Below are 15,063 nucleotides of genomic sequence, written 5' to 3'. Positions count from 1 at the left end.
CTCAAGAGGAACCGGACATGGTTGAACTCGCTCTCCCCAAGAATTCTCAGATGCGCGAAGGCAAGGTCTGGCCGAAGCCGGCGGGTGCCAAAAACACCCGCGAGTTCCGCGTCTACCGCTGGAGCCCGGACGACGGTCAGAACCCGTCTATCGACACCTTCTATATCGATGTCGACGATTGCGGGCCGATGGTGCTCGACGGTCTGCTCTACATCAAGAACAAGATCGACCCGACGCTGACGCTGCGCCGTTCCTGTCGCGAGGGCATCTGCGGCTCCTGCGCGATGAATATCGACGGCACGAACACGCTTGCCTGCACCAAGGGCCTCGACGATATCAAGGGCGCGGTGAAGATCTATCCGCTGCCGCATCTGCCCGTCGTCAAGGATTTGGTACCCGACCTCACCAACTTCTATGCCCAGCATCGTTCGATCGAGCCATGGCTGAAGACGGTGTCGCCGGCGCCGGCCAAGGAGTGGAAGCAGAGCCATGAGGACCGGCAGAAGCTCGACGGCCTCTATGAATGCATCCTCTGCGCCTGCTGCTCGACCTCCTGTCCGAGCTATTGGTGGAATGGCGACCGCTATCTCGGTCCGGCCGTTCTGCTGCAGGCCTATCGCTGGCTGATCGATTCCAGAGATGAGGCGACCGGCGAGCGTCTCGACAATCTCGAGGATCCGTTCCGCCTCTATCGCTGCCACACGATCATGAACTGTGCGCAAACCTGCCCCAAGGGCCTCAACCCGGCCAAGGCGATCGCCGAAATCAAGAAGATGATGGTCGAGCGCCGGGTTTGATCAACCTCGGTACCGATGGCGGAATAGACGGCTTCGATTCCGAAGCCGTCACCGAGATTCGGTCGCGGTGCACGAACAGGGCATCCGCATCGATCCCGGTGCAATCCTTCTGCAAGATGCGGTGAGACACTATTCCAGGACATTGCGCGAGTTCGACAGGGATCCTGACTGAGATGAACGCGCTCAACACCTTGCTGACAAATTCTATGTGCAGGAAGTTTTGCAGCAGGACAGTTGAACTGTATCGTTTTTCGGTTAGTTGTTGTCACGGGCAATTTATGCAGCACGACTTGATTAACCAAATCGAATTACGATAATCGGACTTGTCTCACGCCCGTTTCTCTACGGCGACAGCCGAATTCAGGAGTATGATGATGCAGTTGCGATATGCGATGACAGGTCTGGTGGTGGTTCTGTCGCTAGCCGGTTGTCAGCGTACGGCATATGATTACAGCTCCAACGCCAGTGCCGGCCCGGCGCCGTTGACGGCGCAGCCGGTGCCCTCGGTGCAGGGCGGGCAGCTTCCGCCGCCGACCGGCGGCTCACAGTTTCCGGCCGCGCCGACGACGACGGCGCCGATGCCGGGCGCTGAGCCTGGTGCAATGGCCGCGAATGCGCTCGATATCACCAAGGAATCGATGGTCGGGAGCTGGCGCGTCAACGGTAGCTGCGACATGTTCCTAACGCTCACCAATCTCGGCAGCGGTTCGCGCGGCGGAACGCGTGGCTGTGTCGGCGAGCTGACGGCGATGGGCTCCTGGGAGGTCGCCGGCAAGCAGGTGCTGCTCAAGGACCGCTCGGGCAACCAGCTCGGCAGCGTCTACAAGACGGCCGACAACCGCTTCCAGGGACAGACGAGCACAGGCCAGTCGATCAGTCTCAGCCGGTAAATGTTCCGGCGGGTTCTCCGCCGTTGACTGACAGGCGGATATGCCCTCATGCAACCAATGCCGGATTATGCGCTCAGCGTCTGCGAACAGCTTAAAGCGCTGACCGCATCGGGCGCCCTTCAGGCCGATTCTGCCCAATTGGACGTGGCAAAGAGCCTCGACCGGGTGCTCGCCGGTCTGAAGCAGCGGCGGCCGGCGGCAAAGTCGAGCGCGCTCGGCTGGCTGTTTGCCGCCAAGAAGAAATCGGCCGACGGCATCAAGGGGCTTTATATCCACGGCAGCGTCGGGCGCGGCAAGACCATGCTGATGGACATGTTCTTCGCGATGGCGCCGTGCAGGAAGAAACGGCGGGCGCATTTCCACGAATTCATGGCGGATGTGCACAACCGCATCGCCGCGCACCGGCGGAAGCTCAAGAACGGTGAGACGAGGCAGGCCGATCCGATGCCGCCGGTCGCCGCAGCGCTTTACGACGAGGCAGAACTGCTTTGCTTCGACGAGTTCACGGTCACCGACATCGCCGATGCGATGATCTTGTCGCGGCTGTTCTCCGAGCTTTTCGCGCGCGGATGCGTGCTGGTCGCGACCTCGAACGTCGAGCCCGACAATCTCTACGCGGATGGTCTCAATCGCGGCCTCTTCCTGCCCTTCGTTGCCTTGCTCAAGCAGTATGTCGATGTCGTTACCCTGGATTCGTCGACCGACTACCGGATGGAGAAGCTGAGCAGCCAGCCGGTCTACCTGGTGCCGATCAACGAGCATAACGACATGGCGATGGATGCGTCCTGGACCCAGGCGCTGCATGGGCGCAAGGCGCAGCCGCTGGATATTCCGATGAAGGGGCGCCACATCCATGTGCCGCTCGCCGTCGACCGCATGGCGCGTTTCTCTTTCGCCGATCTTTGCGACAAACCGCTCGGGGCGGTCGACTTCCTGGCCATCGCCGAGCGCTACGATACGGTCTTCGTCGATCACATTCCCTTGCTCGGGCCGGAAAAGCGGAACCAGATCAAGCGGTTCATCATTATGGTCGATACGTTTTACGATCATGCCGTGCGGCTTTACATTTCCGCGGCGGCGATGCCGGAGGAACTGCTGCTACAACGTCGGGGCACCGAGGGCTTCGAATTTGACCGCACGGCTTCGCGCCTGTTCGAGATGCGCAGTGCGGAATATCTTGCGCTGCACCATCAGAAACGCGCCGCAGAGTAACAATCTGGTGACAGAATGTATTACGTTTACGTAAGAATTTTTGGATCTAAACGATTGAAAACGCTGCATCAAAAATAATGCATTGCCATTTTTAGGCTTTGGGTCTATGCGATTGCGTCATTGGGCGGTGCCTTGCGCGTCCGTTCGACGAATTTGATCGCAAAGGAAACAGCGAAATGGCGCGTAACAAGATCGCACTCATTGGTTCTGGCATGATTGGTGGCACGCTGGCGCACCTCGCCGGCCTGAAGGAACTGGGCGACATCGTTCTCTTCGACATCGCGGACGGCATTCCCCAGGGCAAAGGTCTCGATATCTCCCAGTCGTCGCCGGTCGAAGGCTTCGACGTCAATCTGACGGGTGCCAGCGACTATTCCGCGATCGAAGGCGCTGACGTCTGCATCGTCACGGCAGGCGTCGCCCGCAAGCCCGGCATGAGCCGCGATGACCTTCTCGGCATCAACCTCAAGGTCATGGAGCAGGTCGGCGCCGGCATCAAGAAATATGCCCCGAACGCCTTCGTGATCTGCATCACCAACCCGCTCGACGCCATGGTCTGGGCGCTGCAGAAGTTTTCCGGTCTTCCGGCCAACAAGGTCGTCGGCATGGCTGGCGTTCTCGACTCCTCGCGCTTCCGTCTTTTCCTCGCCAAGGAATTCAACGTGTCCGTCCAGGATGTCACGGCCTTCGTTCTCGGCGGCCACGGCGACACGATGGTGCCGCTCGCCCGCTACTCGACGGTCGGCGGCATTCCGCTCACCGATCTCGTCACCATGGGCTGGGTCACCAAGGAGCGCCTCGAAGAGATCATCCAGCGCACCCGTGACGGCGGTGCCGAAATCGTCGGCCTGCTGAAGACCGGCTCGGCCTATTACGCGCCGGCCGCCTCGGCAATCGAGATGGCCGAATCCTACCTCAAGGACAAGAAGCGTGTTCTGCCTTGTGCTGCCCACCTCTCCGGCCAGTACGGCGTCAAGGACATGTATGTCGGCGTTCCTACCGTCATCGGCGCCGGCGGCGTCGAGCGCATCATCGAGATTGATCTCAACAAGACCGAGAAGGAAGCCTTCGACAAGTCCGTCGGCGCAGTCGCCGGTCTCTGCGAAGCCTGCATCAACATCGCGCCTGCCCTGAAGTGATTGGCGCTGAAGTAATCGAAATAGGGATAGACCCATGAACATTCATGAATATCAGGCCAAAGCTCTGCTGAAGGGCTATGGCGCCCCGGTTGCCGAGGGTGTGGCTATTCTCAAGGTTGAAGAAGCCGAAGCTGCCGCCAAGTCGCTTCCCGGTCCGCTTTACGTGGTCAAGAGCCAGATCCATGCCGGCGGCCGCGGCAAGGGCAAGTTCAAGGAACTCGGTCCTGACGCCAAGGGTGGCGTTCGCCTCGCCAAGTCGATCGACGAAGTAGTCGCCCACGCCAAGGAAATGCTCGGCAACACGCTGGTGACCGCCCAGACGGGCGACGCCGGGAAGCAGGTCAACCGTCTGTATATCGAAGACGGCGCCGACATTGCTCGCGAACTCTATTGCTCGATCCTTGTCGACCGCTCGGTCGGTCGCGTGGCCTTCGTCGTATCGACCGAAGGCGGCATGGACATCGAGGCCGTCGCCCACGACACGCCCGAGAAGATCCACACGATCGCCATCGATCCGGAAGCCGGCGTGACGGCTGCCGACGTTGTTGCGATCTCTAAGGCACTTCAGCTCGATGGTGCTGCCGCCGAAGACGCCAAGACGCTTTTCCCGACGCTCTACAAGGCCTTCGGCGAAAAGGACATGGCTCTGCTGGAGGTCAATCCGCTGATCGTCATGAAGGATGGCCATCTGCGCGTCCTCGATGCCAAGATGTCTTTCGATGGCAATGCGCTTTTCCGTCACGACGACGTCAAGACGTTGCGCGACGAGACCGAAGAAGACGCCAAGGAAATCGAGGCCTCGAAGTGGGACCTCGCCTATGTCGCGCTCGACGGCAATATCGGCTGCATGGTCAACGGCGCAGGCCTCGCCATGGCGACGATGGACATCATCAAGCTCTACGGCAAGGAGCCGGCCAACTTCTGCGACGTCGGCGGCGGCGCCGGCAAGGAGAAGGTTGCTGCGGCTTTCAAGATCATCACCGCAGACCCCAAGGTCGAAGGCATTCTCGTCAACATCTTCGGCGGCATCATGAAGTGCGATGTCATTGCCGAGGGCGTCATTGCCGCGGTCAAGGAAGTCGGCCTCAAGGTTCCGCTCGTCGTGCGCCTTGAAGGCACCAATGTCGAGCTCGGCAAGAAGATCCTGAACGAGTCTGGTCTGGCGATCACGGCGGCTGACGACTTGGACGATGCGGCCAAGAAGATCGTTGCGGCGATCAACGGCTGAGAACGATCATGGCCTTCCAGTCCACGCCCTCCGCTGCTCATTTCCGCCTCCACGCCTTCGCCGGCGTGTGGGAAGGGGACGAGCGTGTCGCGGCGTCGGCGTGGACGAGTGAAGGCAAGGCCAGTGCGGAGTTTTCCGGCGAGGCGTTGTTCGGCGGGTTCTTCCTCGAGCAGCGCTATCGCCAGACGCGCGATGGTGCTGTTTCGTTCGAGGCGCGAAATGTTTTCGGCTTCGATGCTTCGGACAAGGCCTACAAACTCTACCAGTTCGACACCGCAGGTTTTGCGCCGCCCGTGCCGGCGTCCGGCGAGTGGAACGGCAATGAGCTTGTGCTGATGAAGACTTCGCCGCGCGGCAGCCAGCGCACCATATTCACATTTGAAAATGAAGACTGCTACCGGATGGGCGTCAGCTTTTCGCCTGCAGGCAGCGATACTTGGCAGGAGGTCGTCAGCGGCGTCTATCGTCGTGCGTCCCCCACGTCTTCCAACCTCTCCTAAACAAAGGCCTCGCATGTCCATTCTCGTCAACAAAGACACCAAGGTTCTCGTTCAGGGCCTAACCGGCAAGACCGGAACCTTCCACACCGAACAGGCGCTTGCTTACTACGGCACCCAGATGGTCGGCGGTATCCATCCGAAGAAGGGTGGCGAAACCTGGACCGGCGCGAAGGGCGAAAGCCTGCCGATCTTTGCAACCGTTGCCGAAGGCAAGGAAAAGACTGGCGCCAACGCGTCTGTCATCTATGTTCCGCCGGCCGGAGCCGCCGACGCGATCATCGAGGCGATCGACGCCGAGATCCCGTTCATCACCTGCATCACCGAAGGCATTCCGGTCATGGACATGGTGCGCGTCAAGGCTCGCCTCGACCGCTCCAAGTCGCGCCTGCTCGGCCCAAACTGCCCGGGTATCCTGACGCCGGAAGAATGCAAGATCGGCATCATGCCGGGCTCGATCTTCCGCAAGGGTTCGGTCGGTATCGTTTCCCGCTCGGGCACGCTAACCTATGAAGCCGTGTTCCAGACCTCCAATGAAGGTCTCGGCCAGACGACGGCCGTCGGTATCGGCGGCGACCCGGTCAAGGGCACCGAGTTCATCGACGTCCTGGAAATGTTCCTGGCCGACGAAGCCACCCAGTCGATCATCATGATCGGCGAAATCGGAGGTGCGGCTGAAGAAGACGCAGCCCAGTTCCTCAAGGACGAAGCCAAGAAGGGCCGCAAGAAGCCGATGGCCGGCTTCATTGCCGGCCGTACGGCGCCGAAGGGCCGCACCATGGGCCATGCCGGCGCCGTGGTTTCCGGCGGCAAGGGCGATGCGGAATCGAAGATCGCGGCGATGGAATCGGCAGGCATCAAGGTATCGCCCTCTCCGGCCCGCCTCGGCAAGACGCTGGTTGAAGTCCTCAAGGGCTAAGCCACCTATATAGACCGGGCGGAGGAACGGCATCTGCGCCCTCCGCCCGGCCTCGACAACACGAAACCAGCAGATGCGCCGCGGACAGGCGGCAATCGAATGCGGCAGCCGGCCATCAAGCCGGCAAATTCATCAAAGTCAGGAGGCGGACGGAAGCGTCCGCATATCACCATGGCACGGCAAGAAGCCAACGAGCAGTTTCAGATCACCTCGTTTCTGGATGGCGCCAACGCTGCCTATATCGAGCAGCTCTACGCGCTGTATGAAGAGGACCCAGCATCGGTCGACGATCAGTGGCGGTCTTTCTTCAAGGCGCTGGAGGAGGATCCCAGCGATGTGAAGAGGGCGGCCAAAGGGGCTTCCTGGCGCAAGAAGAACTGGCCGCTTCAGGCCAGCGGCGATCTGGTGTCGGCTCTCGATGGCGACTGGGGCATCGTCGAGAAGGTGATCGAGACCAAGGTCAAGGCCAAGGCCGAAGCTCAGGGCAAGCCTGCCGACAGCACCGAGGTGCTGCAGGCGACGCGCGATTCCGTGCGCGCCATCATGATGATCCGCGCCTACCGCATGCGCGGTCACCTGCATGCCAAGCTCGACCCGCTCGGCATCGCCGCTCCCGTCGACGACTATCATGAACTGTCGGCGGAGAATTACGGTTTCACGGCCGCCGATTACGATCGCAAGATCTTCATCGACAACGTGCTCGGCTTGGAATACGCGACCATCCGCGAGATGATCGAAATCCTCGAGCGCACCTATTGCTCGACGCTCGGCGTCGAATTCATGCATATCTCCAATCCGGAAGAGAAGGCGTGGATTCAGGAGCGCATCGAAGGACCGGACAAGGGTGTGGCCTTCACGCCGGAAGGCAAGAAGGCGATCCTTGCCAAGCTGGTCGAAGCCGAAGGCTACGAGCAGTTCCTCGACGTCAAGTTCAAAGGCACGAAGCGTTTCGGTCTCGACGGCGGCGAATCGCTGATCCCGGCGCTGGAGCAGATCCTCAAGCGCGGCGGTCATCTCGGCCTCAAGGAAGCCGTGTTCGGCATGGCCCATCGCGGCCGTCTGAACGTGCTCTCCCAGGTCATGGGCAAGCCGCACCGGGCGATCTTCCATGAGTTCAAGGGCGGCTCGGCCGCTCCCGATGAGGTCGAGGGCTCGGGTGACGTCAAGTACCATCTCGGCGCCTCCTCCGACCGCGAATTCGACGGCAACAAGATCCACGTTTCGCTGACGGCGAACCCGTCGCATCTCGAAATCGTCGACCCCGTCGTCATGGGCAAGGCCCGCGCCAAGCAGGATATGAACGCCACCGTCTGGGACGGCGACATCATCCCGCTTTCCGAACGCGCCAAGGTTCTGCCGCTGCTGATCCATGGCGACGCGGCCTTTGCCGGCCAGGGTGTCATTGCCGAAATCCTCGGCCTTTCCGGTCTGCGCGGCCATCGCGTCGCCGGCACCATGCATGTGATCATCAACAACCAGATCGGCTTCACCACAAACCCGGCCTTCTCGCGCTCGTCGCCTTATCCGTCTGACGTCGCCAAGATGATCGAGGCGCCGATCCTGCACGTCAACGGCGACGATCCGGAAGCCGTGGTTTATGGGGCGAAGATCGCCACCGAATTCCGCATGAAGTTCCACAAGCCTGTTGTGCTCGACCTGTTCTGCTACCGCCGCTACGGCCACAATGAAGGCGACGAACCGTCCTTCACGCAGCCGAAGATGTACAAGGTGATCCGCGCCCACAAGACCGTGCTGCAGCTCTATGCGGCCCGTCTCGTCGCCGAGGGCCTGCTCACCGACGGTGAAGTCGAGAAGATGAAGGCCGACTGGCGCGCCCATCTCGAGCAGGAGTTCGAGGCCGGCCAGCACTACAAGCCGAACAAGGCCGACTGGCTTGATGGTGAGTGGTCGGGACTGCGCACGGCCGACAATGCCGACGAGCAGCGCCGCGGCAAGACCGCCGTGCCGATGAAGACGCTGAAGGAGATCGGCCGCAAGCTCTCTGAGATCCCGGCGGGCTTCAACGCACACCGGACGATCCAGCGCTTCATGGAAAACCGGGCCAACATGATCGCCACCGGCGAGGGTATCGACTGGGCGATGGCCGAAGCGCTCTCCTTCGGCGCGCTCTGCGTCGAAGGCAGCAAGATCCGCCTCTCCGGCCAGGATTGTGAACGCGGCACCTTCTCGCAGCGTCACTCGGTTCTCTACGATCAGGAAACCGAAGAGCGCTACATCCCGCTCGCCAATCTTTCGCCGACGCAGGGTCGCTACGAAGTCATCAATTCGATGCTTTCGGAAGAGGCCGTGCTCGGTTTCGAATATGGCTATTCGCTCGCCCGCCCGAATGCGCTGACGCTCTGGGAAGCCCAGTTCGGCGATTTCGCCAACGGCGCGCAGGTGGTCTTCGACCAGTTCATCTCGTCGGGCGAACGCAAGTGGCTGCGCATGTCGGGCCTCGTCTGCCTGCTGCCTCACGGTTATGAAGGTCAGGGTCCCGAACACTCCTCGGCCCGCCTCGAACGTTTCCTGCAGCTTTGCGCGGAAGACAACATGCAGGTCGCCAACGTCACGACGCCGGCAAACTATTTCCACATCCTGCGCCGGCAGCTGAAGCGCGACTTCCGCAAGCCGCTGGTCCTGATGACGCCGAAGTCGCTGCTGCGCCACAAACGGGCGGTCTCGACGCTTGCCGAAATGGCCGGCGAATCCGCCTTCCATCGTCTGCTCTGGGACGATGCCGAGGTGATCAAGGACGGCCCGATCAAGCTGCAGAAGGACAACAAGATCCGCCGCGTCGTCATGTGCTCCGGCAAGGTCTATTACGATCTTCTCGAAGAGCGTGAAAAGCGCGGCATCGACGACATCTATCTCTTGCGCGTCGAGCAGCTCTATCCGTTCCCGGCGAAGGCGCTGATCAACGAGCTGTCGCGCTTCCGCAATGCCGAGATGGTCTGGTGCCAGGAAGAGCCGAAGAACATGGGCGCATGGTCGTTCATCGACCCCTTCCTCGAATGGGTGCTCGCCCATATCGATGCGAAGTACCAGCGCGTCCGCTATACCGGCCGTCCGGCCGCCGCCTCGCCGGCGACGGGCCTGATGTCCAAGCATCTGTCGCAGCTCGCCGCATTCCTCGAGGATGCATTGGGCGGTTAAAACAAGGGGGGCGCAATGGCTTATTTCTTTCTGAGACTGCAGCCGCCGCGCCCCACTTTCCCGCATGACGGGACCGGGGAGGAAATGGCGGCGATGAAACGCCATGCTGAATACTGGCATCGGATCGCCCTTGCGGGATCGGCTATCGTCGTCGGACCCGTCTTCGAGGGTGAAGGCGCCTGGGGCATGGCGATCGTCGAGGTCGAGGATCAGGCGGCGGCGCAGCTTCTTGCCGACGGCGATCCGATCATCGCTTCCGGTTTCGGTTTCCGCTTCGATATCCTGCCGATGCCCTCGATCATCTCGCGGCCGCCCGCCATCTGAAACGCATAAACGAAAACACACGAAATCAGGATCTGAACAATGGCCACAGAAATCCGCGTTCCAACTCTCGGTGAATCCGTCAGCGAGGCAACCGTCGGCACCTGGTTCAAGAAGGTCGGCGACGCCATCAAGGCCGACGAGCCGATTCTCGAGCTTGAAACCGACAAGGTGACCATCGAAGTTCCAGCACCCGCCTCCGGCACGCTTTCGGAAATCGTCGTTGCCGCCGGCGAGACCGTCGGCCTCGGCGCGCTGCTCGGCCAGATCGCTGAAGGTGCTGCCGCTGCTGCCGCGCCGGCTGCCGCTGCACCGGCTGCCGCGCCTGCCCAGCCAGCCCCGGCGGCGGCTGCCCAGCCAGCCCCGGTTGCCGCTGCTGCGTCGTCATCGAGCGCCTCCGTCTCCACCATGCCGCCTGCACCGGCAGCTTCGAAGATGCTTGCCGAAAACAACCTTTCCGCCGATCAGGTCGACGGTAGCGGCAAGCGCGGCCAGGTGCTGAAGGGCGACGTCATCGCTGCCGTCGCCAAGGGCATTTCCGCCCCGGCCGCCGCACCCGCAGCAACGCCTGCCGCCGCGCGTGGTCCGTCGACGGTCGAGGATGCCTCGCGCGAAGAGCGCGTGAAGATGACGCGCCTGCGCCAGACGATCGCCAAGCGCCTCAAGGATGCGCAGAACACCGCCGCCATGCTGACCACCTACAACGAGGTGGACATGAAGGCGGTCATGGATCTGCGCAACAAGTACAAGGACATTTTCGAGAAGAAGCACGGCGTCAAGCTCGGCTTCATGGGCTTCTTTACCAAGGCGGTGACGCATGCGCTGAAGGAACTGCCGGCCGTCAATGCCGAAATCGACGGCACCGACGTCATCTACAAGAACTACTGCCATGTCGGCATGGCCGTAGGTACGGACAAAGGCCTCGTCGTTCCCGTCATCCGCGACGCCGACCAGATGTCGATCGCCGAAATCGAGAAGGAACTCGGCCGTCTTGCCAAGGCAGCCCGTGATGGCTCGCTCTCCATGGCCGACATGCAGGGCGGCACCTTCACCATCACCAATGGCGGCGTCTACGGGTCGCTGATGTCTTCGCCGATCCTCAACGCGCCGCAGTCCGGCATTCTCGGCATGCACAAGATCCAGGAGCGGCCGGTTGCGATCGGCGGCCAGGTCGTCATCCGTCCGATGATGTATCTGGCGCTGTCCTACGATCACCGCATCGTCGACGGCAAGGAAGCGGTCACCTTCCTCGTGCGCGTCAAGGAAAGCCTGGAAGATCCGGAACGTCTGGTTCTCGATCTCTAAGGGAGCGCTTTCGATGCGGAACCGGATCATGCGAGCGGCGCGCCTTCTTCTTTGCGCTGCCGCCGCGCATATTCCGGTCGCCGCATCGGCTGCCGGCTGGGATATCGGCAAGGCAAGCAGCAATTTCGACCTGGTGGCGCTCAGCGATGCCGAGCTTTCCGGCCGATCGATCGGCGTCATCCATATGGGCAATGTCGAGCTGACATCGGGGCGCATCGTTGCGGCGGATCCGCTGGCCCAGCCCGACCGTCCGGCACTCGCAAGAACGGTTGCGCCTGGCGAGTATCCGGTAACGCTCTACCAGGCCTTCGGGCGCGTCGCGGCCGCCAGCATGCGGTTTGCCGAGGGCAAGCCGGATCGTTGGGAGCTTGCGGTCCTGCCCGGGCAGGACCCGGCGACGCTGAAGGACGGCGAGATCTTCGGCTATCCTGTCGATGCCGGCCTCGGCTGTTACATGGACGCCGATACGCTTGATCTGATCGGAGAGCGCGAAAAGCAGGTGCAGGCGCAGAAACCGGATTCCGACGTCAACTATTACGACGACGTGCTGGCGTCGGACCTGGAAGCCAACAAGGACATCTATGCGCTGCACCGGCCGGTCGCCGGTAAGAAGGGCAATGTCGCGGTGTTCTGGAGCGGCTGGGGCGACGGTTTCTATCCAGCCTTCTGGGGGCTCGACAGGGATGGCCGTGCGCTGGTGCTGTTGACGGATTTCAGCGTTGTCGAGAACGCCGACGGGCGGAGGGAGCCGAAGCTGCAATGAGCGGAAGGATCAGGATCACGGCGAGACGGAAAGGCGTGGCTGCAATCGCAGCCGCCGCGTTTTTCGTCGTTCCGGCCTCCACCTTCGGTGCCGCATGCAAGCAGGAGCAGGCTGTCTATGTCGATCGCGATGGTGCCTATGAATTGCGCTTTGCACCGCTGAATTCTCCATCGGCGGCCGCCAGCAACCAGTTCAAGGTCAGCGCGCTGAAGACACCTGTCGTGATGGAAGGTTATGTCATGCCGTCGGAAGATCCGGTGCGCGCCATCGGCATCCTGATGTTCAACTGCCCCGAGGGTGATGCGACCGGCGCCGATCTCAATGCCTGCACGGTCTGGCAGGGCGCCGTCTATGGCATGGATGCCGAGGGCGAGATGGACAATCTGCAACCCGAAGGCGCTGAAGCGGCTGAAAAGCTCGTGCTTCCCGGCCTTGGTCCCGCCATCCGCGAATCCAGCGCCTGGGGCGAGGGCAAGGCCGTGGTGGCACCGTGGGACGTGCTGACATTCAAGGAGTGTGCGACATGAGCGATACACCTGTTGTTCTCATTACCGGCGGAAGCCGGGGTATCGGCGCCGCGGCTGCACGGCTCGCGGCACGCCAGGGCTGGCGTGTCGCGGTGAACTACGCCGCCAACCGTCAAGCCGCGGATGCCGTCGTGGCTGCGATTGTCGAGGATGGCGGCGAGGCCGTGGCGATCCAGGGGGATGTCGGCAAGGCTGCGGATATCGTCTCGATGTTTACGACGGTCGACCGGCATTTCGGCCGGCTCGACGGGCTCGTCAACAATGCCGGCATCGTCGATTATCCCCAGCGCGTCGACGAGATGTCGGCGGAGCGGATCGAGCGCATGCTGCGCGTCAATGTGACAGGCTCGATACTCTGCGCCGCAGAGGCCATACGTCGCATGTCGAGCCGGCATGGCGGGCAGGGCGGGGCGATCGTCAACATCTCGTCGATGGCGGCGATCCTCGGTTCGGCGACGCAGTATGTCGATTATGCCGCCTCGAAGGCGGCGATCGACACGTTCACCGTCGGGCTGGCGCGCGAGGTCGCAGCCGAGGGTATCCGTGTGAATGCGATAAGGCCCGGCGTCATCGAAACCGACCTTCATGCCTCCGGCGGCCTGCCGGATCGGCCGCGGGAACTGGCGCCGTCGATCCCGATGCAGCGCGCGGGCACGCCCGCGGAGGTGGCGGATGCGATCCTCTATCTTCTGTCACCTTCGGCTTCCTATATCACCGGCGCGATCCTCAATGTGAGCGGCGGCCGCTAGAACGACAGGGCGAAAAACAGCCTGCAATATATTCTCGAATTCTACGGCCAGATATCGCGCGCGGCCGATTAAACGAAAAATCCAAAGGGAAAGAAGCAATGTCCTACGATGTGATCATTATCGGAACCGGCCCGGGCGGCTATGTCTGCGCCGTCAAGGCGGCCCAGCTTGGCCTCAAGGTCGCCGTCATTGAAAAGCGGGCGACCTATGGCGGCACCTGCCTGAACGTCGGCTGCATTCCGTCGAAGGCGCTGCTGCATGCCTCCGAAATGTTCCATCAGGCCGGCCACGGGATGAGCGCGCTCGGTATCGATGTCCCGGCGCCGACGCTCAATCTCGGCAATATGATGGCCCACAAGGATGCGACGGTGAAGTCGAATGTCGACGGCGTCGCCTTCCTCTTCAAGAAGAACAAGATCGATACCTTCCAGGGCACCGGCAAGATCGTCTCGGCCGGCAAGGTCTCCGTCACCGCCGAAGATGGCAAGGTGCAGGAGATCGAAGGCAAGAACATCGTCATCGCCACCGGCTCCGATGTCGCCGGCATTCCCGGCGTCCAGGTCGAAATCGATGAAAAGACCATCATCTCGTCCACCGGCGGCATCGCGCTGGAGAAGGTGCCGGAAACGCTGATCGTCGTCGGCGGCGGCGTCATCGGGCTCGAGCTCGGTTCCGTCTGGTCGCGCCTCGGCGCCAAAGTCACCGTCGTCGAATATCTCGACACCATCCTTGGCGGCATGGACGGCGAAGTCTCCAAGCAATTCCAGCGCATGCTGGCCAAGCAGGGCATCGATTTCAATCTCAGCGCCAAGGTCACCGGCGTTGAAAAGGCCGACAAGGGCGCCAAGGTCACTTTCGAGCCGGTCAAGGGCGGCGACAAGGTGACGCTCGACGCCGAGGTCGTGCTGATTGCCACCGGACGCAAGCCATACACGGCGGGCCTCGGCCTCGAAGAGGCCGGTGTTACGCTCGACAATCGCGGCCGTGTCGAGATCGACGGTCACTACAAGACCAATGTCGCCGGCATCTATGCGATCGGCGATGTGGTCAAGGGTCCGATGCTGGCGCACAAGGCGGAAGACGAGGGCGTGGCGCTTGCCGAAATCCTCGCCGGACAGCATGGCCATGTGAACTACGAGGTCATTCCGAGCGTCGTCTACACCCAGCCGGAAATCGCTTCGGTCGGCAAGACCGAGGAAGAGCTGAAGGCGGCAGGCGTCGCCTACAAGGTCGGCAAGTTCCCGTTCACGGCGAACGGCCGGGCGCGTGCGATGCTGGCGACCGACGGCTTCGTCAAGATCCTTGCCGACAAGGAAACCGACCGGGTGCTCGGCGGCCATATCGTCGGCTTCGGCGCCGGCGAGATGATCCACGAGATCACCGTGCTGATGGAGTTCGGCGGTTCGTCGGAAGATCTCGGCCGTACCTGCCACGCGCATCCCACAATGTCGGAAGCGGTGAAAGAGGCTGCGCTCGCAACCTTCTTCAAGCCGATCCATATGTAATCTTACATATTCGTAACAAAGCATACAGCCGCTTGCCGGAAGGCAGGCGGCTGTT

The 15,063-nt window shown here is 61.8% G+C and carries 14 protein-coding genes; all 14 read left to right on the top strand.

Annotation, left to right across the window (positions count from 1 at the left end; all coding sequences use genetic code 11):
• Positions 1 to 17: 17 nt before the first annotated feature.
• The 14 genes from AC2444_RS20115 to lpdA all read left to right on the top strand — a co-directional run bounded on the left by AC2444_RS20115 (position 18) and on the right by lpdA (position 15,008).
• On the top strand, positions 18 to 797 hold the full coding sequence (locus tag AC2444_RS20115; RefSeq protein ID WP_003567268.1) for a succinate dehydrogenase iron-sulfur subunit: 780 nt from the start codon (positions 18 to 20) through the stop codon (positions 795 to 797).
• A 374-nt stretch (positions 798 to 1,171) separates the two neighbouring features.
• A complete protein-coding gene (locus tag AC2444_RS20110) occupies positions 1,172 to 1,687 on the top strand; it encodes a protease inhibitor Inh/omp19 family protein (protein ID WP_011653815.1) in 516 nt (171 codons plus the stop codon).
• 48 nt (positions 1,688 to 1,735) lie between these two features.
• On the top strand, positions 1,736 to 2,899 hold the full coding sequence (gene zapE / locus AC2444_RS20105) for a cell division protein ZapE (RefSeq protein WP_012759280.1): 1,164 nt from the start codon (positions 1,736 to 1,738) through the stop codon (positions 2,897 to 2,899).
• Positions 2,900 to 3,075: 176 nt separating this feature from the next.
• Positions 3,076 to 4,038 carry a malate dehydrogenase gene (mdh, locus tag AC2444_RS20100; RefSeq protein ID WP_003543522.1) on the top strand — a complete coding sequence of 321 codons (963 nt, stop codon included), beginning with the start codon at positions 3,076 to 3,078 and terminating at the stop codon, positions 4,036 to 4,038.
• Positions 4,039 to 4,072: 34 nt separating this feature from the next.
• A complete protein-coding gene (gene sucC / locus AC2444_RS20095) occupies positions 4,073 to 5,266 on the top strand; it encodes an ADP-forming succinate--CoA ligase subunit beta (protein WP_012759279.1) in 1,194 nt (397 codons plus the stop codon).
• 8 nt (positions 5,267 to 5,274) lie between these two features.
• On the top strand, positions 5,275 to 5,766 hold the full coding sequence (locus tag AC2444_RS20090; protein WP_012759278.1) for a DUF1579 family protein: 492 nt from the start codon (positions 5,275 to 5,277) through the stop codon (positions 5,764 to 5,766).
• Between the two features lie 13 nt (positions 5,767 to 5,779).
• On the top strand, positions 5,780 to 6,682 hold the full coding sequence (sucD, locus tag AC2444_RS20085; RefSeq protein ID WP_012759277.1) for a succinate--CoA ligase subunit alpha: 903 nt from the start codon (positions 5,780 to 5,782) through the stop codon (positions 6,680 to 6,682).
• 171 nt (positions 6,683 to 6,853) lie between these two features.
• Complete coding sequence (locus AC2444_RS20080; RefSeq protein ID WP_012759276.1) at positions 6,854 to 9,838, top strand: 2-oxoglutarate dehydrogenase E1 component; 2,985 nt, start codon at positions 6,854 to 6,856, stop codon at positions 9,836 to 9,838.
• Between the two features lie 15 nt (positions 9,839 to 9,853).
• Positions 9,854 to 10,162 (top strand): YciI family protein, encoded by a 309-nt coding sequence (locus tag AC2444_RS20075; RefSeq protein WP_012759275.1) that lies wholly within the window; start codon positions 9,854 to 9,856, stop codon positions 10,160 to 10,162.
• A gap of 39 nt (positions 10,163 to 10,201) precedes the next feature.
• Positions 10,202 to 11,464 carry a 2-oxoglutarate dehydrogenase complex dihydrolipoyllysine-residue succinyltransferase gene (gene odhB, locus AC2444_RS20070; protein ID WP_128448896.1) on the top strand — a complete coding sequence of 421 codons (1,263 nt, stop codon included), beginning with the start codon at positions 10,202 to 10,204 and terminating at the stop codon, positions 11,462 to 11,464.
• 13 nt (positions 11,465 to 11,477) lie between these two features.
• A complete protein-coding gene (locus AC2444_RS20065; RefSeq protein WP_012759273.1) occupies positions 11,478 to 12,227 on the top strand; it encodes a DUF4241 domain-containing protein in 750 nt (249 codons plus the stop codon).
• The gene (locus AC2444_RS20060; protein WP_012759272.1) at positions 12,224 to 12,754 is read left to right on the top strand and encodes a hypothetical protein; all 531 of its coding nucleotides are present in this window, start codon (positions 12,224 to 12,226) and stop codon (positions 12,752 to 12,754) included. Before AC2444_RS20065 ends, AC2444_RS20060 begins: the two co-directional genes overlap by 4 nt.
• Complete coding sequence (locus AC2444_RS20055) at positions 12,751 to 13,503, top strand: SDR family oxidoreductase (protein WP_012759271.1); 753 nt, start codon at positions 12,751 to 12,753, stop codon at positions 13,501 to 13,503. The genes AC2444_RS20060 and AC2444_RS20055 overlap by 4 nt, the downstream gene beginning before the upstream one ends.
• A gap of 98 nt (positions 13,504 to 13,601) precedes the next feature.
• Positions 13,602 to 15,008 (top strand): dihydrolipoyl dehydrogenase, encoded by a 1,407-nt coding sequence (lpdA, locus tag AC2444_RS20050; protein WP_012759270.1) that lies wholly within the window; start codon positions 13,602 to 13,604, stop codon positions 15,006 to 15,008.
• The last annotated feature ends 55 nt before the right edge of the window (positions 15,009 to 15,063 follow it).

This window comes from Rhizobium sp. WSM1328, assembly GCF_057653715.1.
The sequence above is the reverse complement of the archived record's forward strand: the minus strand, read 5'-3'. Positions and strand labels throughout refer to the sequence as shown.